The organism is Streptomyces sp. NPDC029164 (assembly GCF_055563995.1).
This window is the reverse complement of the sequence record NZ_JBVHWW010000026.1, coordinates 26,534-44,474: the sequence shown is the minus strand read 5'-3', so window position 1 is coordinate 44,474 and position 17,941 is coordinate 26,534. Positions and strand designations below refer to the sequence as shown.

15 protein-coding genes and 1 pseudogene are annotated in these 17,941 nt (G+C 67.5%); 7 read left to right on the top strand and 9 right to left on the bottom strand.

Annotated features, from left to right (window positions below; genetic code table 11):
- The first annotated feature begins 55 nt into the window (after positions 1–55).
- The 4 genes from ACZ4VT_RS24395 (at position 56) to ACZ4VT_RS24380 (ending at position 5,165) form a co-directional block, all read left to right on the top strand.
- Positions 56–961, top strand: a complete 906-nt coding sequence (locus ACZ4VT_RS24395; protein WP_467952658.1) for a hypothetical protein — start codon at positions 56–58, stop codon at positions 959–961.
- Between the two features lie 28 nt (positions 962–989).
- Positions 990–3,773, top strand: coding sequence for a CHAT domain-containing protein (locus ACZ4VT_RS24390; protein ID WP_467952656.1), 2,784 nt, complete (start codon positions 990–992; stop codon positions 3,771–3,773).
- Entirely contained in the window at positions 3,773–4,606 is an 834-nt protein-coding gene (locus ACZ4VT_RS24385) for a hypothetical protein (RefSeq protein WP_467952654.1), read from the top strand. Before ACZ4VT_RS24390 ends, ACZ4VT_RS24385 begins: the two co-directional genes overlap by 1 nt.
- Before the next feature lie 247 nt (positions 4,607–4,853).
- On the top strand, positions 4,854–5,165 hold the full coding sequence (locus ACZ4VT_RS24380) for a hypothetical protein (RefSeq protein WP_467952652.1): 312 nt from the start codon (positions 4,854–4,856) through the stop codon (positions 5,163–5,165).
- A gap of 15 nt (positions 5,166–5,180) precedes the next feature.
- Here ACZ4VT_RS24380 and ACZ4VT_RS24375 read toward each other — a convergent pair.
- The 5 genes and pseudogenes from ACZ4VT_RS24375 to ACZ4VT_RS24355 all read right to left on the bottom strand — a co-directional run bounded on the left by ACZ4VT_RS24375 (position 5,181) and on the right by ACZ4VT_RS24355 (position 10,200).
- A pseudogene (locus ACZ4VT_RS24375) lies at positions 5,181–6,396 on the bottom strand (IS110 family RNA-guided transposase).
- 535 nt (positions 6,397–6,931) lie between these two features.
- Complete coding sequence (locus ACZ4VT_RS24370; protein ID WP_467952651.1) at positions 6,932–8,869, bottom strand: hypothetical protein; 1,938 nt, start codon at positions 8,867–8,869, stop codon at positions 6,932–6,934.
- Positions 8,869–9,030, bottom strand: coding sequence for a hypothetical protein (locus ACZ4VT_RS24365; RefSeq protein ID WP_467952649.1), 162 nt, complete (start codon positions 9,028–9,030; stop codon positions 8,869–8,871). The genes ACZ4VT_RS24370 and ACZ4VT_RS24365 overlap by 1 nt, the downstream gene beginning before the upstream one ends.
- A gap of 117 nt (positions 9,031–9,147) precedes the next feature.
- Complete coding sequence (locus ACZ4VT_RS24360; protein ID WP_467952647.1) at positions 9,148–9,378, bottom strand: hypothetical protein; 231 nt, start codon at positions 9,376–9,378, stop codon at positions 9,148–9,150.
- Between the two features lie 57 nt (positions 9,379–9,435).
- Positions 9,436–10,200 carry a hypothetical protein gene (locus ACZ4VT_RS24355; protein ID WP_467952645.1) on the bottom strand — a complete coding sequence of 255 codons (765 nt, stop codon included), beginning with the start codon at positions 10,198–10,200 and terminating at the stop codon, positions 9,436–9,438.
- A gap of 96 nt (positions 10,201–10,296) precedes the next feature.
- On the opposite strand from ACZ4VT_RS24355, the gene ACZ4VT_RS24350 reads away from it, so the two are divergent.
- Entirely contained in the window at positions 10,297–10,866 is a 570-nt protein-coding gene (locus tag ACZ4VT_RS24350) for a GNAT family N-acetyltransferase (RefSeq protein ID WP_467952643.1), read from the top strand.
- 85 nt (positions 10,867–10,951) lie between these two features.
- Here ACZ4VT_RS24350 and ACZ4VT_RS24345 read toward each other — a convergent pair whose 3' ends face one another.
- Genes ACZ4VT_RS24345 through ACZ4VT_RS24335 form a run of 3 tightly spaced genes read right to left on the bottom strand, consistent with a single transcriptional unit; the run spans position 10,952 to position 13,272 of the window.
- The gene (locus tag ACZ4VT_RS24345; protein ID WP_467952641.1) at positions 10,952–11,809 is read right to left on the bottom strand and encodes an IS5 family transposase; all 858 of its coding nucleotides are present in this window, start codon (positions 11,807–11,809) and stop codon (positions 10,952–10,954) included.
- A 34-nt stretch (positions 11,810–11,843) separates the two neighbouring features.
- Positions 11,844–12,272 (bottom strand): hypothetical protein, encoded by a 429-nt coding sequence (locus ACZ4VT_RS24340; RefSeq protein WP_467952639.1) that lies wholly within the window; start codon positions 12,270–12,272, stop codon positions 11,844–11,846.
- Between the two features lies 1 nt (position 12,273).
- Positions 12,274–13,272 (bottom strand): DUF6192 family protein, encoded by a 999-nt coding sequence (locus ACZ4VT_RS24335; RefSeq protein ID WP_467952638.1) that lies wholly within the window; start codon positions 13,270–13,272, stop codon positions 12,274–12,276.
- A gap of 735 nt (positions 13,273–14,007) precedes the next feature.
- Here ACZ4VT_RS24335 and ACZ4VT_RS24330 point away from each other — a divergent pair.
- Together ACZ4VT_RS24330 and ACZ4VT_RS24325 are read left to right on the top strand one after the other, a co-directional pair.
- Positions 14,008–14,625, top strand: a complete 618-nt coding sequence (locus tag ACZ4VT_RS24330) for a hypothetical protein (protein WP_467952636.1) — start codon at positions 14,008–14,010, stop codon at positions 14,623–14,625.
- Positions 14,622–14,927, top strand: a complete 306-nt coding sequence (locus ACZ4VT_RS24325) for a hypothetical protein (RefSeq protein WP_467952634.1) — start codon at positions 14,622–14,624, stop codon at positions 14,925–14,927. The genes ACZ4VT_RS24330 and ACZ4VT_RS24325 overlap by 4 nt, the downstream gene beginning before the upstream one ends.
- Before the next feature lie 131 nt (positions 14,928–15,058).
- On the opposite strand, the gene ACZ4VT_RS24320 is transcribed toward ACZ4VT_RS24325, so the two are convergent.
- Positions 15,059–16,714 (bottom strand): trypsin-like serine peptidase, encoded by a 1,656-nt coding sequence (locus ACZ4VT_RS24320; RefSeq protein ID WP_467952632.1) that lies wholly within the window; start codon positions 16,712–16,714, stop codon positions 15,059–15,061.
- Positions 16,715–17,941 lie beyond the last annotated feature (1,227 nt).

Here is a 17,941-nt window from a genome sequence, read left to right as displayed (position 1 = left end):
CTGCGTTGCCGGAGCAGGCGCATTCTGGAGGTGGCAACGCGTCCAAGGAGCGGCCATGCCCGAGAACAGCGAAGAGCCGGAAGGCGTCACGGAGCGAGATGAGCAGCGGGCGGCTGTCGCGTTCCAGGCCAGGCTCGAGGGGCTTGCGGTTTCCACCGGCGAGGGCAAATTGAGGGTTGACATGGCCCAGCTGCGCGAATTCGTAGCGGCTGAGCCGGAAAAATGCGTTGCCGCGTGCCGTGCCTACGCCGGCATGGCGGTGTCCCAGGTCGGCACGTGGCATGCCTATGGACAGTTCGCCGTGCTGATCGCATGGGCGTACCGGCACGAGTTCGAGGACGACACCCTGGCGGTCTGGGTTGCGAACGAATTCGAGGCTGGCAGCGTGGGCGTAAACGCCCCGACCGCATCCACCCTGGCACCCGAGCCGGAGGCCGAGGACGGGCAGCCCGATCTGATGGCGGTCGCGCCCGGTCTGCTGGCTTCCTGCGACATTTACCCGTTCGTCGTGCGCTATTCGCACCACTCACTGGACGGTGGGCCCGACGAGGTCTCCAGGCTCAGGCAGATGCGGGGACGCCTCGTCATCACCTTTGATGTCCCGGTGTCTGATACCCGGGAAGTCTGGGAGTTCCCCGAGGTCCGGGCCTACGTGACAAAACTCGCCGACCGACTGCCCTACCTGCCCTACTACTTCTGCCAGAATCCGAAGTTCGCCATGACGCGGATTTGGATCGCTTGCCTCGCACCACCTTCGGCCTGGTCGGGCCAGAGCCTCAACCTCATGAACGACCACGTCCTCGCCCGCGGCGCACTCACCATCAACGGCATAAGTGATCTAGCCCAGTTGCTCGGTGACAGACCAGAGGAAGTCAGGGCATCGGTCTTCGCGTCTTTGCCGGAAGGGTTCACGGCCGCTGCCGCATCCATCGGTGGTCACATCGCGGATCAGGGCTCGTGAACCGGGATGGAAGGGATGTAACGAGAAGATGGGTGACGGCAACGACGTGGCGCTGGTGCTCTCGGCGGTGTTCGACGGCCGGGTGTCATCTGAGAGCGCGGCTCTATCCCTGCAGGCGATTCCGCCCGACGCGGCCGCCGACTTCTTCGCAAGGCGGACCACCCAGGTGCGGGAGGTCGTAGAGGCTATGGATGCCGAACCGTCAGTCATGCGTCTGGTGACCGGGATACAGCTGGCTGAGCGAGCAGCCGTGCCCGTTGATCCGAGCCTCCAGGCGGCCGTGCTGGTCCTGGGCGCTGCGGAACTCATCGTTCGCAGTGCTTACCACCCTGCCCGCAACTTCCTCGACCAGGCCGTGAAGTACACCGACGCACACTCTAGCGCGGGACTACTGACCAGGCGAATTCGACTCCACGTACTTCGTCGGACCGGGAGATACGAGGAGTTCGACCAGGACGTCGCGGCCGTAGTAGCTGAGGCGGAACGGCAGGGAAGCTTGAGCGATCTTTGCATGGCCCTGTTCGACAAGGCCGAAGCAGCGGCCAGGCGGGGCCATGCGAACGCCGCTTTGGGAATCATCGCGACCGCACGGCCGATCAGGGATGTCTCCGACGTGCGGGATGCGTTGCTGATGGAGAGCCCATCCGGGTTCGCGCGCAGGCACGGAGTGATCGCTCGTCAGGCCGGCCGGTTCGAGGAGGCGCTGGCGGCGCTGGAGGACGCACGGCGACTCGCACTCGCCTGTAACGACGCGGCATGGGCGGCGTATGCGCTCAGCGAGATCGGGATCACCTGGGGCCATATCGGTGAGCACATACGGGCTCGGAGCATTATGGATCAGGCGGCTGCGGAGGCGACGGCCGCGGGCCGCATCGATTGGGCCCGGCACTGGAGCCATGACCTACACGACGACGGTGCCGCCACAGGAGGGTCCGAAGCCTCCGTCTGGCACCGCGCATCGGCGCTCGTCCAGCGTCATCCCGAGCTCGCCGCCGAGGCCATCCCTCTCCTGCGCGCCTGTGTCGCCGAGGCCCTCCGGCTTCACGATCCCGCTTACGAGGCAGACGCGCGCATCAATCTCGCGATCGCCCTCGGCCGTACGGGCCAGCACCAGCAGGCCGAGGTGTCCATCCGGGCCGCCATCGCCACCACCCACCGACACGGGGACCACCTGCACGAAATTTTGTTCCGTTCGTATCTGGCGCGTACCCTGGCCGACCGCAGACGGCTCCACGAAGCGCTCGTCGAAGTCCAGCCAGCCCTTGAGCTCGGCGAACAGCTGTGTGAGCGGGCAGTCTCGACAGAGCTGCGGCAGAGCATCGGCGTCGCCCTTGCCGAGGCCTACGACGTGGCCGTGCTCACCACTTGTGTGAGCTATCGCCCGGGCAGGTGGATGGTGGAGGCCGGGGCCGACCCCGCCGGCCTCGAGCCTCGGCCGGACACTCTTCTTGAGATCGGTCAGCGGGCACGGGCCGCCACGATGACGGAGGCACTGCGCGTCGGCTCAGCCATCGAGGGCCACGGCGACCCCTTGCTGGTCCGCGGTGTCCTTGAGCTGCGTGCCGCCGAGGCGGCCGTACAGCTCGCCGCCGCCGAGTACAGGCAACTGGCGGAGCCGATCGCCGAACGGAACCGCAGCGCGACCGGCCTCACGGAGCAGGCCGCCCGGTCGGGGGTCCAGCTCACTGTGAGTTCCGCGCCCGTTCCGGTAGGCGAGCTGACCACAGCGCTCGCTTCTGGCGAAGTCCTCGTCGATCTCCTGACTGTGCCCGAGGGCGTCGCCGTCACGTGCCTCACCAGCGAGGGACGCACGACAGCCCGGCTCGTCGGCTGGTCGAAAGCGGAGCGACAGGCGCTGCTGCGCCGCCTGCAGCGCACCCGGAGGGAGTACCTGGCCGCGCATCCCGATGACCAGGAGGAGGCTGCAAGCGCTGCTGAAGGGGCGGTCGCCGCACTCGACACGGCACTGTTCTCCGCCGTCGTCGAGCTGGTCGGGGAGGTCTGCCCGGGGCCGCTTATGCGGATCCTGATCACACCGGAAGACGAACTTTTCCAGCTCCCTTTCTGGCGGCTCGCCTCCCCCCTTCCCGGCTGCACCGTGAGCGTCCTGCCCACGCCGGGAGCACTACCCGTGCTGCGGGCCCGTCCACGCGAAGGCCGCCGGCCCTGGATCTCCGTCTCCGATCCGTCGAGGACCCTGCGCCACGCGGCGTACGACTTGCCCCCGGACCTCGGCTATCAGCCCTGTGCCCCTGAAGCGCAGGCCCTGATCGCCACACTTCCGGCAGCGGGCCGCGTGCACTTCGCCTGCCACGGTCATTTCAACGGCGAGAGCGCCTACCGCTCCGGGCTCGAAGTAGTGGCGGCCCGAGAACGCGACCCACTTGCCGCGCCGCTACTGCGAGATGCCGACGGCCTGGAGCTCTTCACCGCCGCACAGATCACGGGCCGACTCCACCTCCCGCATTGTGTCCTAGTCGTGCTTGCTGCTTGTGATTCCGGACTCCCCCGGCTGCATGCAGCCAGTGAGTTCACCAGCCTTCCAGGGGCGTTCCTGGTCGCGGGGGCACGCAATGTAGTGGCCTCACTGTGGCCGGCGCACGACGGAGCAGCAGCGTTGCTCATGCACACCTTCTACACGTCGTACACCGCATCCCCTTCGACCGCGCTCGCCACCGCGCGAGCGCGGTTGGCGGCAATGTCCCGGGCTGAGGCGACCAAGCGCCTCGGCCATGGCGACCTGCCGCCCGGGGACCCGCCATTCGGTGCGTGCATCTATACCGACTGCTTCCAGCACTACGGAGTCGACTGATGACCGATATCGCGCGATCGTTCGTACGCGAGCTGTCCAGCCTGTGGGGTGAGGGGTACTGGGTGACGTGGCACCCTTCCACCCGGCATAGTCTGGGCGAGATCGGCACAGTGAGCGCGGGCAGCCTCGTGCCGATCAGCAACCTGGAGGAGAACGGCATTACGTCAGTGGCGGTGACTCCAGTGACGCGGGACGAGCTGTCCTGGCGCACAAAGGGCCAGGTCGATGTCACTTTCAAGATCGCAGGTCAGGGCCGTGGCGCTTTCACGGCGCTCGCCGACGAACAGGCCGGCGCCCTCGTCGAATTCACCGGAGAGAGCTCGGTCTTGGTCGCCTACCGAGGCCTCGCCGAAGGCCGTCTGGCCTCCCAACCCATTCTCGCCGCAGAGATGGTCAATCGGTACTGGGCTGGCACCTGGCCCAAGGAATGGTGTGTAGTAAGCCATCTCGTCACGGCAGAGCACGGCACCGTGCTCGCCGGGGGCGCGAAGGGCTCCACCGTCGAACTCGCCGCCAAAGCCTCCATCGGCCCTGCTGCCCTAGCGGTTGCCGACTTGGCGGCCGGGATGAAGGTGGCTCGTTCCAAGGGCCTCGCAATGGAACTATTGGGCGATTCGATGACTCCGTTCTTCCGGGTACTGCGCCTGCGCCGTAGGTTCCTCCGCGGCATCGAGGCGGAGTACGGGGATACCTCCCAGCTCCGAACAGCTTCGGACAGGCCCGGGGAGGTCCCGCGGCACATCCTTGAGGAAGCCCGCGACGACCCGGACGCCGCACTGGAGTTCCCGCCCCAGCCCAGCGTCGACGGGGAGCTGGAGGGCCGCAGCAACTGAAGCGGCCAGGGGCCTCTGCCTGACGATCACACGTCGGGGCCATGGACTGCCAACCCAGATCTGGCATCCGGCGGCTTGCACCTTCTGGGCGAGCGACCTCATGACCGTCGATCACCCGCCGGCCCAAGGGACGTGGCGACGCTTCCGCCTGGCCCGGAAAGATCGGCAGCCGAGGAGTGGGCTGCAGAACATGGGGCGCGTGTCCACCCGATGTTTCAGCAGCCTCCGTTCCCAGAGATCCAAGGGAATGAACCAGCGCTACCTCCCCGGATCGAGAGCCTGGTACAAGATCAGACGCCGCGACAGCACCGAGGCCATCATCGGCGCGATCACCGGCACCCTCGCCCGGCCCCAGCTCCTCGTCCTTGGCCGCTACGACCACCACGGCCGCCTCCGCGCCGTCGGCCGGACGGTACCGCTGCACCCGGACGCGGCCCAGCAGGTCGCCGAGCACCTCACCGCAGCCGGCCCGGAGCATCCGTGGACCGGGGTGAAGTTCTCCTCGGCGTGGGGGGGGGTGTCTCTATGTCTTTCGTCAAGGACGTGGTGGCGGGTATGAGGCTGTTTGGGGTGGTCATGCGGCGAGGGTGATGGTGGAGGTTCTGGACTCGTAGAAGGTGCCGTCGCGGAGCATGGCGAACAGGACGCTGATGCGTTGGCGGGCGAGGCGGAGGAGCGCCTGGGTGTGGGTTTTGCCGCGGGCTCTTTGCCGGTCGTAGTAGGTGCGGGAGGCCGGGTCGGCGTTCATGCAGGCGAAGGCGGAGAGGAACATGGCGCGTTTGAGCTGCCGGTTTCCGCCTCGTGGTGCGTGTTCGCCGTGGATCGAGGTCCCGGACGACTTCGTCGTCGGGGCGAGGCCGGCATAGGAGGCGAGGTGGGCGGCGCTGGGAAAACTGGTGCCGTCGCCAACGGTGACCAGCAGGACGGCGGCGGTCCTGACTCCGACTCCCGGCATCGAGGTCAGGACCGGGTGAAGAGGGTGAGCCTCCATGCAGGCTGCTGATCTGGGCTTCCAAGGCCCGGCGCTGGTCGTGAACCGCCGCGAGCGAGGCGGCCAGGGACGGGATCACGATGTCGAGGGTCCCCGTTCCCGGGACCACGACGGTCTGTTCGTCGAGAGCGTCGAAGACCTCGTCGATCAGCCGCGCGGCCATCCGAGGGGCTTTCGGGCGGATGAGTTCGACGAGTCTGCGGCGGCCGGCTTTCCGCAGAGCGGCCGGGGATCCGTAGCGTTCGAGGAGCCAGGTGACGGCCGGGTGGTCCAGCCGGGGCCCGAGCACACGCTCCAGCGACGGGTGGAACTGGGTGAGCAGGCCGCGTATCCGGTTGCTGGTGCGGGTCGCTTCGGTGGCGAGGTCCTGGTCGAAGCCGGTCAGCACCGTGAGCTCGGCGGTGATCTCGTCGGTCAGCTCCAGTGACCGCAGAGTGTGGGGCATCGTCCGGGCGGCGTCCGCGATCACCGCCGCGTCCTTCGCGTCGGTTTTCGCCTCGCCCGGATACAGATCAGCGATCCGCCGCATCGACAGTCCGGGCAGATAGGCGACCTCGCAGCCCACGGCACGGGCGACGGTCAGCGGCAGAGCCCCGATCGAGGCGGGCTGGTCCACGATCACCAGCACCGTGCCGAACTTCGCGATCAGCTTGTCGAAGACGGCCCGCAGTTTCGGTTCGCTGTTGGGCATCGGCTTGTCGAAGACCTTCTTGCCCGCCGGCGTCAGCCCGTGGCCGTGGTGAGCCGTCTTGCCGACGTCCATACCCAGGAAGACGCCCACATCGCCAGTGTCTAACATCGCATCCCTCCCGGGTGGTTGACCGTGCCGGCCTCGGCGGTGGCACCGTGCTCGCGCATCCACGTTATGCAGACCTGCCGCCCACATCTGTGCCCGGCATTGCGCCGGGCCGGGCGGTGGCCGGGTCTCTCATCAGCGTCTCCGACGGCACCCCACGGGCCCGGCGACACCACCCCCCAGGTCATTCGTTCGACAGAGGGGACGCAGTCATACCGGGCCCGGAGGCCAGCGGCCCCATTGCAGGACCGCAAAAAACATAACGGGGGGGGCGAGGCCCTCGACGCGGTCCTTGCTCGTCGCGATCGACCGCGGGGGCGTGTACCGGCACCCACTCCGGTACGTGCGCCTGCGCCTGGACGCGAGCGTGGAGGACGTACCCAGGTTCGGCGGAGTCGCGGGATGACCTGCCGCGCGCACAAGCGGGCCCTGGCCGAAAACAGCGGCATGAAATCCGCTGAGGAGCCGCGAGACCACCCCCGTTGGTGGGATACGGAGGCGCGCACCCACGAGGAACAGTGCACGACCGAGGCCGCGGCTACGCCGGGTACTCGTCTTCGGTGCGTGTGGTGTGGCCGGGGCCGGGGTGGGCGACTTCAGGGACCATGGGGTGGGTGTAGTCGAGTTCGATGGTGCTGAAGGCGTCGTCCGGCAAGGGGGCGGTGTCGTTGTCGGCGATGATGAGCTGGAGGCGCGAGCCGTAGGCGTCCGTCAAGGCTTTGAAGCGGCTGTAGATGCGCCGGCCGCGTTCCTGGTCGTCGGGGTTGCTGCCGAGCGCCTTGCGGGGGGAGTCGATGATGAGGATCGACGGGACGAGGATGTCTGGACGGGTGAGTCCGCATTCCAGGAGTGCGAGGTGGTAGGCGATGTTGACGCCGGCCTGGAGACTGCCACCTGAAGCCTGGAGTTTTTCGAAGGGTGTGTTGTCGACCACCGGCAAGTAAGTTGCCGGCTCCACCACGGCCGACTGCTCCCAGGGCAGGTTCAGCTCTACGAGGGTCGTGCTGAAGAGACGGCTCAGGTCGCTGACGAGGCTTCGTCTGGCGTCGCTTTCCGCTTTGCGTGTCTTGAGCTCGGCGTTGGCGGCTTTGCGCCGCGCGGTGATGTCCTTGGCGGCTTGTGCGATGGCCCGTACGCGCGTCCACAAGTCGCGCAGGTGAAGGACGGCGTCGATCCCCGCGTTGAGGGCGGCGACGCGAGCACTGGCGTCCGAGATGGCGTCGAACCGCGGAGCGACGACGTCGCGTGTCTGGGCATCGAGCTGCCGGCGCAGGTTGGTGGCGAGGAACTCGGCGTCACTGGATCGGTCACGTGCTCTGCGCAGGACCTCGGCGTCCGCTTGCATCAGCTCACGCGCGTCGTGCAGCTGCTGCACCAGCGCGCTGCGCGCCTCCCGGACGGCTGCCGGGTCCCCGTCGTCGTCGACGGGATCGGCTTGGAGGCAGACGGCACAGTGATCTTCCGGGACAGTCCGGGCTTCGAGGCGTTGCGCGCACCGCGGGCAAACCACGAAGTGGAAGGGGGAAAGCTGGTCGATCGCGGTTGCGGAGCGTTCCAGACGCCGCAGGTCGAGTTCGACCTGGGCGACGACGGACTCACGAGCCTCGACCAGTTCCCGGGCGGCGAGCACATCCTGTGTAGCAGCCGTCGCCGCTTGGACGGCTACTCGCAGGTCCCCGCGCAGGACGGTGTCCGCAGCACTGGTCTCCGAGATCTCGGTTCGCAGTGTGCGCAGTGTGGTCTCGGCATTGTGCAGCATGTCGCGCAGACCGGTCAGCTCGGTGCGCAGTTCGTCATCGGTCCGGGGGTCCGTGGCCCGCAGGAACGTGCCGACGTTCTCTTCCTCGGCTTCTTTCTTTCGCAGGTCCGTGGTGAGCTGATTCACCTGCCTCTCCAGTTCCATAACGGCCGAAGTCGTGAGACCGAGCATGAGCTCGAAGAGCGTCTTGCGCTGCTTCTTGAAGTTGTTGTCCCGGTGTCCGACGACCTGGAAGTCCAGTTCGCTGGCTTCCAGGTAGACGTAGCGGAAGAGGTTGGTGAAGGTGAGGTTGAGAGTCGTGGCCTTGCCGTTGCGAGTGGTGGGGATCTTCTCGCGCGGAAAGCCCAGGGCGTCCAGGAGAACGTCCGAAAGGCTCCGCTGTCCCTCTTCGGCCCGGATGCCGAGAGTGTGCTGGAGCGCCATCGTCTCGGGATCGAGGATGTCGACACGGTCGGAGCGGTCACCGCTGATCGTCCGCTTGAGGATCATGTGCTGCTCGCCGACCACGACGGAGGCCAGTACCGAGTGGACGTGATCGCGTACCGCGGGCGTCAGGACGGCGGTGCCCCCGACCGCGTGTTTGAGCAGCATGAGAAGGCTGGACTTGCCCGCACCGCTAGGGCCGCTGATGACGGTGGTCGGCTGGTCGAAGCGGTACGTCGTTTCCGCGGTGGCGGTGGTGACGGTCAGGGCGAGGAATCGGAGGTGGGTGGCCATCAGATTTCCGTCCGCAAGGGCCTGTCCACCGCGTCGGGCAGGAGATCATAGATGAGGGTCTTCAACGCCGATCCCGACTTGTCGAAGTGCTTCTTCAACAGGACGATCCGCTGAGCCACCACGGCCCACTCGTCGGTCTGCGCCAGCATGGACGCGGCCATCGCTCCGTCCGCGGTGACGCGGAACTCCGCGCGTCCTGACCCGCTGTAGGTGATGAGTCCGCGGCCGGCCAGGGAGCCGAGGACGCTGTAGTACCGCTGGTCCCAGGGCCCGTACTTTTACCGAGTCATCCGGCTTTCCACCGCCAGCCGCTCTGAGGACGTGGGCTCCGCTCCCGCAGGCCAGCTGCCTCCCTGCTCGATGAGCAGACGCTCCAGCATCGTCGGATAGCGCAGGAGGAAGTCCAGCTTGGCCAGCTTCGTCAGGCCCTCCAGCGACCTCTTCGCCGAGGTGAACCGCTCGATCAGCAGAAGAACTCGGGCCTCGTGATAGCGCGCTTCCCTCCCCATCACCCCGGGCCTGACGCCGGATCTCTGCAGCCGCGACCAGGCGCTCGACGCCGTTCGTCACGATGCTTCCCCGGCAGAGACGTCGAAGGGAGCGGAGAAGTAGAAGTGGCACTCGTCGCAGAGCTGATAGGCCAGACCCCGAAGGTGAAGCTTGTTGATCTTGAAGGGTAGGGAGGTGTCGACGACCTCGGGCGTGAGGCGCTGCCTGATGAGCTGATTCATCCGCTGCCCGTAGGCAGCCCCGTCAATGACCTCGCTCTGCGCGTGCGCCCGGCAGTCGAAGACGGTATCCACGACCTCCAAGCGCAGGTTCTCCAGGTCCATGGCGTCCCCCGCCAGACCCGAACGGCGCTGGGACCACGTGACGTACCAGGCCGAGCGGAGCTCCTCCGCGTAGGCAGCCTCGTCGGACGGCACCTGGCCACGAGCAAGCTTTTTGTGGAGTGCCGCGCCGCCAGGAGCGAACTGAGGTGCCTGACCGCGCATGTACGTGGGCACAGCTGCCTGCCGGTAGACGAATGCGTCCAAGATCGTTTGACGGTAGAGCGTGCGGCTCGCGACACGTCGCAGGATCTGGGTGTCGTAACGGACTCGACTTGAGTCGGCTACGTAGGCGGCCAGCTGCCCCCGCTCGCCCTCGCTTCGGTTGGCCTGTTCCACTCGTTCGATGATCTGTCTGTAGCTGGCGTTCACGTCGACGTGATCGAGCTGAAGGTCTTCGATGGCCGGCTCAAGCAGTTGCCGGATGTTGATGTCCGTGATGTGCCGATGGGACGGCACACCCTTGTACTGGATCTCCAGCGCTGCCATGAAGGCGGCCACCTGGTCGATGAAATCCTGAGTGAGTGTTTGACAAGCTAAAAGCGCAGGTCACAGGCCGATGGGTCATCAAGAAAGCCTGGACTTGCGAAGCCCGGAATGATCCAATACAGGATGACATCGTTTTGGGTAGGTAAGCGTGTACGTCTGCGCGGTATTGAGCCTGGCGACGCGACGGCGTTCATGCGTTTCGCGGAAGACGAGGAGGGCCTGGGGGACCTGGTCAGCCCGCCTCGGTCCGCGGAGGGGCACCGCGTCTGGGCCAATGAACGGGCGACTGCCAAGCCCGGCAGCGACCGCTTCCAGCTGGCAGTTGAAGCCGTCGGTACAGGGGAAATAGTTGGGGCCGTTGGCTCGCACCAGGCTGACGCGCGTATGGGCTGGTTCGAGTACGGCATCACGATCGGTGCTGAGCATCGCCGTAAGGGCTACACGGCAGAAGCCGCGGTCTTGCTGCTTCGCTTCATGTTCGATGAGAACCGATACCACAAGTGCCAAGCGCGGATCTTCGCACACAACGAAGCATCACTGGCTCTCCACCGTCAGCTCGGCTTCGTAGAGGAGGGCCGACTGCGCGAGCTCGTGTACCTCTCCGGTCGGCACCACGATCTCGTGATGATGGGCATGCTCGCCGACGAGTTCGCCCAACTGCACCCACCGACCACCTGACGATCTGAGCGCCCAGACGACGATTTTGGGCCGGCAGCGTGCCAGGGGCGGTGCAGACGTCGGAGCTGTCCCCACCGCCCCCGGCTCAACTATTAGCTACGGGCTGCTTCTTCGACCAGTCAGCGCGGGGTCCCTTACGAGCCAGGCGCCGGGTCATGAGCGTGATGAGTGCCCAGGTCAGATGGGCTTCGGAGTTTTGCGGGAGGCGTTCGTAGTCCCGGACGTTGCGGCGGGATTTCATGATCCATCCGAGGGTTCGTTCGACTTTCCAGCGTCGGGGCAGGACGACGAATCCCTTCGCGCCGCGGGGCCGGGAGACGGTCTTGAGAGTCATCTTGAGAAAGTCGTTGGACCAGTTCACGAGCTGGCCGGCATAGGCGGAGTCGGCCCAGACCTGGGTGATCTGCGGTTGCATGACACGCAGGCGCCAGAGGAGTTCGCGGGCGGCGTCGCGGTCGGTCATGTCGGCGGGTGTCACCGTGATCATCACGGGGAGGCCGAGGGTGTCGACGGCTATGTGTCTCTTGCGTCCGTTGATCTTCTTCGCGGCATCGAAGCCGCGGGTGGCTTTGGAGACGGTGTCGGCGCCTTTGACGGATTGCGAGTCCACGATCAAGGTGACCGGCCAGGGGCATCGACCCTGGCCGGTGCGGATCTGTCGGCGGAGCTGGTCACGGATGAAGCCGACGACTCCGGCTCGGTTCCAGCGCCAGAAGTGGTAGTAGACGGTCTGCCAGGGCGGATAGTCGGCGGGCAGGGCCCGCCACTTGACGCCGTTGTCGACAACGTAGCGGATCGCGTCGACGATCTCTCGGCGGTGCCACTTCTCCGGCCGGCCGCCGGTCTTGAGCTGGCAGGCCGGTACCGGAAGCAGCGGTTCGATCAGCGCCCACTCGGCAACGGTGGTGTCGGAGGGGTAGCGACGGCGGCGGGGCGGAGGCATGGCGGGTCCCGGGCTGGGGCGGGAGGAGCGCGGGCTATTTCGCGAGCTGGGCCAGCGTCGCCCTCACGCCCGTGAGCTGGGCGGCTGCGACTTGGGCCCATTCGTCGTCGGGGTAACGGACCAGGTGCGGGTCGAGGGTCCCCGTGATCATCCGGGTGAGCCGGCCGAGGATCTGCCGGAACTGCTGCTTCTCGTATTCGATCCAGTCCGCGGGCTCGTCGGAGAAGAGGTAGCCGTCGCGGCGGCGCCAGATGATCGGGGTGAGGTGTTCGGCGGCGCCGACGTCCCGCAGGTGCCGGATTCCGCGGGCGACCTGCGAGGGGGTGAGGCGGGTGGCGGCGACCAGCTGCCGGGTCTGCAGGCCGGACGGCCTGGCCTCCATCAGGGCAACGCGGACCAGGTCGCCGTAGTGGGTGCTGAGCGGGGTGGCCGCGCCGCGGATCCGGCGGCGGGCGGGCAGCATCTCACTCGCCCTTGAGGAGCTGGGCGAGCTGCTCGTCCAGGGTGAACTGGCCGGAGTCGAGTGCGGCCTCCAGCCAGTCGGCCGCCGCCCTGACCTTGGAGATCCCGCGGCGGACGGTCTGGCGTTCGTCTTCGGTGAACTGCTGGTCACGCATGCGCGGGACCAACCGGCCCAGGGTGGCGACGTACTGGTGGCAGGATCCGACCAGGTCCAGGTACTCGATGGTGTGCTCGATCTGGCGCACCGCTGGGGTGCGCTCGCGGATCCGTTCACGGGCTTCGTTGGAGTTGTCGAACTGGGCCCGGTTGACCAGGAAGCGGGTGGTGTCGTCCCGCATCGTCTCCCGCGCGACCTGCGGCCTGCGCAGGAGTTCGGTGGTCACCGACTTGGCGACCTCGTCGTCGCGGGTCAGTTCCTGGACCACGCGGACCCGGTCAGCGGGTGCGACCTGGGCCGCGGCTGCGGGCCTGCGCAGCAGTTCGGCCGCGACCTTGGCCGCGACCTCGTCGTCTCGGGTGAGGTCGGTGACGGCCTGGACCTTCTCCTCGACGCTGACCGGGCGGTCGACGCGCTGCCCGACCAGGCGTTTCGCTCCGTCGATGGTCCACCACCGCTGCCCGGACCGGTTGAACGGCGGGTCCTCGATCTGGGCCCACCGCTCGTCTTCCTCGCTGATCGAGGCCAGGACCCGGTGGACGCTGAACGCGACGTCGTCCTTGCGCTTGCCCTTCGGCCAGCGGGACGCGACCCACCGCCAGTCCTTCACCGTCGAGGGCGCCACCCCGATGTCGTCCGCGAACATGGCCAACGACTCCTCGACCGTGAACAGGTCATCGGTCCCGTTCGGCATCGACCCGCCCACCGGCCTCATCGGCTCGATCTCCAAAGCCTTGTCGCCCAGGCCGAACTGGGCCCGAGCGACCTGCGCAACCAGTTCGCGGGCCTCGGCGACGATCTGCTCGTAACGCGACCGGGTGACGTTCCCGACTCGTTCTGACATGTACTTCCACCGCCCCTTGTCCTGGGCCGGACCGGCCACCAGATGGTGACCAACACGGGATTCCAGCCCGGGTCAGGACCAGAATGAAGCGTCCATGACCGACGGCGGCAGGCGCAGACCGAGGGCGCGCGAGGTGCCCGGAACCCGCTCTTCACCACCTCTGCGGAACACCAGATCTCACCGTGAAAAACGAGACATACGAGGCGTTCGGCTATGGCGTCACCGTGACGTCATCCGGTGACGTCTTCTCCCGCCAGGCCCTCGTGCGGCACCGCGGCGAACAGAACACCGCCGACCGCCTGCGCTCGACCCCCACCGTCCATCCCCGCCCGCAGACCGGACAGACAACCTCGTCCCCACGCTGCATCGCAGCCACCCGCCGCCGGGCGTGCTCCAGCACCCTCCACCGTCTGGACCTGCACCTACCCGAGCAAAACACCGCTGCCGGTGACTTCGTCACCGGCAGCGGAACACCACACTCCTGGCAGTACCGCCGAGCCAGCCCACCGGACGCCACAAGCCCCATGGTCCAGCCGCACAGACGCCCTGACCAGAGATCTCAAACACTCACTGACCGAGCTCTGGCGGAAGTCAGCGATCCGGGCCTACGGCGCCGACGTCATCGACCAGCTCGCGGAGCGGGCGCGGGCGGCGGCCGCAGCTGTGTGGGCGCGGGTCCGCCCAGTCGTTGACATAGCGCTGGCGGCGGTCGACGTCGTCGCCGTGGTGTACGTGATGCGCGGCGCGTTCAAGTACCACCACCTCCTCGCCGAAGCCCGCCGCCACCTCTCCTACGTCCTGCGCGGCCGCCCCCACCAGCCCGGCCTGGACGACCAGATCGTCCAGGAGGCCATCAACCACTACACCCGCCCGGTCGGCCGAGGCCGGATGATGACCGCCGACCTCCGCGCCCTGTACCCGCACGACACCGAGGACCAGGCCGTGCTGCGCCCCCTGACCCGCAGCCGGTCTGCCACCCCGTACCAGCGGGCCCGCCTCGCCGCCGGTGCCTTGACCGCCCGGGTCCACGCCGTACGCCGCTCGGACCGCCTGAACTCCCGGACCCGGCCGCGCACCGTCGTCGTGCCGGCCACCCCCAGCCCGAGCCCGGGACGGAGGGCTGGTCGGGACCTGGAGCCAACAACGGACGTCGCCGCAGTGGAGCAGACCAGCCGGATGCTGGAGGCCGCGGCCGCCGAGTTGGCCGCCCGGCTCCAGGCCGGCATCCGGGAACGAGCCGCCGCCCGCCGCCCCTCACCCCAGCACGCCCCGGCGACGGCCCCGCCGCCGCCCGCCCAGCAGCTTGTCCAGTCCGCGCCGGGCCGGACCACACCCACCGGAGAAATCGCATGACCACCACGCCGCCCGCGGACCCGAGGATCAAAACCGTCGCCGCCCGGCTCAAGGAAGCCGTCCAGGAACGCGCCGAGGCGTACGCACCGCCCGCAGACTGGCAGCCGATCTGGAAGCAGCCCCGGAAGCCGAAGTCCATCAAGGCGAAGAAGGCGGAGCTGGCCAAGCAGCGCAAGCGGCTCAAGGCGTCCGGTGTTCGACGGTTCTACGGCGCCCAGGCGCGCCGGCCCCGGCCCCGGCAGAACCGCATCGGCAGCGCCGCGGCCCGCCGCGATGCGCGCGCCCCACCCCGACCCGGTTGACCGCTTCGTTCCGTTCGAGCGGCCGCATATGTTGCCGTCCCTAGCCGAGCCGGACGACATCCTCTGGAGGGTTCGGGTGGAGCTGCCCGGGGAGAGGGCCGGCCTGCGTACGTACGTGCCTGATGGGCTGCCTAAGCGGGTGGGGCGATCATGATTTCTGTTCCGAGGTTGTTCATGCGGGTGTCCTTGTACATGGTGGTTTCGCCGTCGCTCCAGCGGATCATGAGGTCGTTGGTGAGACCGTCGCTGGTGAACTGCCCGGTGGTCATGATGACGCTGTGGGTCCAGGTCTTGTCGGGGCCGTGGATGGGCTGCTCGCTGCCCAGGCCGCCGGTGGTGGTGCCGACATAGTTGTTGAGCGCGCCGCTGGACCAGCGGACCATGAGATCCCACTTCTGGTTGCCGGAGTACTGCCCCGCGGTAAGAAGGGTGGCGTCCTTCCAGGTGCTGTTGGGGTCCTTGAGCTTGTACTCCTGCCCCATGGTGCCGGCGCTGACGTTGGTGAAGAGGCTGAGTTCGCCGTCGGACCAGCGCACCATGAGGTCGGTGACGTAGGTGGTGGCGTTGAAGCGGCCGGCGGCGATCTGGGCGGCGTGGCTCCAGATGGATCCGGAAGGCGCCATTTCGATGCCGGCGCCGAGGCCGTTGGAGCCGACGTCGCCGTGCAGGGTCATCCGGCCGTCGTCCCAGCGGACCATGAGGTCGAACTCACCGGTGCCGGTGAAGTCGCCGGCGGTGATGGTGGCGACTGGTTTCCACCCGGCGTTGGGTGCCAGGAGCTGCCGTTCGGGACGGAAGCCGCCGTTGCCGTCACCGGGGTAGAGGGTGGCTTCGCCGTCGGTCCAGATGACGAGCAGGTCGCTGTGACCTGTGCCGGAGAAGTCGCCGGAGGCTATCTGCTTGGCGTGCTTCCACGTCTCGCCGCTTCCCGGCAGGACCGGGCCATCCGTCGGAGGCTGGAAGGTGCCGCGGTGGACGTTCCTCGGTCCGATGCCGTTGTTGGCGTCGTTGTAAAGGTCCTGGGCGTCCTTGCCGTAGAGCGGCGCGTAGGAGATCCAGTCGACGTCGCCGCCGCCGCCCATGCCCCCCACATTCCCGATCACCTCTCCAGTTCTGGCCGAGGCGTTGTACCCCCTGATCCAAGGGCCGCCGGATACACCACCGTGGTAGCCGCCGCACTCCATCTGCATCTGCCGGAACCCGTGCAGTCGACGGGTCGGTACATCACAGCGGATGGCCTTGTGCTGGCTGTTGTCGCTGGCGCGGGAGGGGTAGCCGATGACCGTCACGTTGTGGTCGTAAGACGTCGAGGTAGTGAAGGTGAGGGCGCCGACGACGTCCTCGATCGCGCCCCTGCTGTTGGGGGCGACAGTGACGAAGGCGAAGTCCAGGTCCGAGACCGCGGCCCTTGTCTGGCCCGTGTTGGGGTAGCGGGGGTCTTTGTAGACATCACCGACTGCGAAGAGTCCCCAGGGCTGGTTGGCCGGGATTTTGAGGAACTGGTACTGCGGTACGAAGACACGGTGGGTGGCCGCGTTCAGGCCGTTCGCACAGTGTCCCGCGGTAAGCACCAGGCTTTTTCCCTTGCTACGCACGACGCTGCCGGTGCAGTAGGTCGCGTTTCCGCCGACCGGCGTGCCGTCGAAGAAGAACGTCCCCACCATCGGGAGGCCGTCGAAGTGCGCGGCGTGGGGCGTGGCCCGTGGTGCAGCGGCCGGCGAGTTGGGTGCTGACGGAGCTTTGGGCCCGGCGTCGCGGGCGGCGTCGATCGGCTTGGCCTGGGCCATCCGCGCAGCTGTCCAGTACTGCTCGTCCGCGGTTGGGGGCCGGGAAGCAGGGGGTGATTTGGGGGTGGACGCGGGGGGAGAGGGGGGAGCGGATACCGCTGGTGCGGGCGAAGGGGGAAGCACCGACGCGGAGGGTATGGAGCCGGTTAAGTCTGAAGGGCGGGGTGTGGGGGGCGACGACGAGGCTGAGGTTGAGGGTGAGGGGAGCGTTATGCCGGCCGGAGAGGGAGCGGCTGACGCTGCCAGGGCAGCGGGGGCGGTGAGTAGCACGGTGCTGGTGCCGAGCGCGAGTGCAGTCAACCATCTTGATCTCAATGACTTGCTTCCTGAGTGCAGCGATGACGCCTGGCGTCGCAGTGTGTTGGTGCGTCAGTTCGATGAAGAGGGCAGAGTAGGCAGCGGTGGGAAAGATCGTCAAAGAACTAAGACAGGCGACAAATGATGCGATTACGGGCATGGATCGGCGCGGCAGTCATGACGATTCCGCTGTACTTGGCACTCGGAGCGGAGGGCGTGCAGGCCGCTCCGCTTACGGATGTGCCATCGCCGCTTCCAAGCGGCACCGAACAGCCGGTTCGGCCTGGAGAGCAGGTCAGCGTCTCGGTCGGCCTCCAAGACGCTGTCGGCAATGGCGACAGGGTCTTCTCCAAGGCATTCACCGCCGATGGCCGGATGAGGATGAACGACCCGCAGGTCACCGCGGTCGTGACGATCTCGTGCACCGCTGCGCCCGGAGCCTACGAGGTGCGCATCGGATCAGGCGGGGACCGCAACCCCTCCGAGGTCACGCGGCTCTGGGGGAGGGTCCGGGTGGCTCCGGGTGAAGACACGGATCGTGAGGCGTGCGCGAGGCGGGTCTCCGGGCTGCCGCCTGAGCCCCAGGAGGAGCGCTGGCCCGCGGACGTGGAATGGCCCGCGAGCCCATGGGACGTGCGGTCGGTCAGGGCCGGCGGGGAACTGACGGCGACTGACGGCCTGGGGACGGGCGGCGACGGAAGCGTCACGTTGACCTCGCCGGTGTTCACACGACCAGTCGTGATGCATGGAGCGAGGCGGGTCTCCGCGGCGGTCCGTCTCAGGTGCGACGCGAAGCCAGGTCTCTACACCGTGGCCTGGCGAGAGAAAGGGGCGCCGTCGAAGGTCTGGGCCCGACTGCGGGTGGAACCCGCAGCCCCTGACTGCCGCGACCCTGCCCCAACCCCGGCCGACCTGTTCAAGAGCACGCCC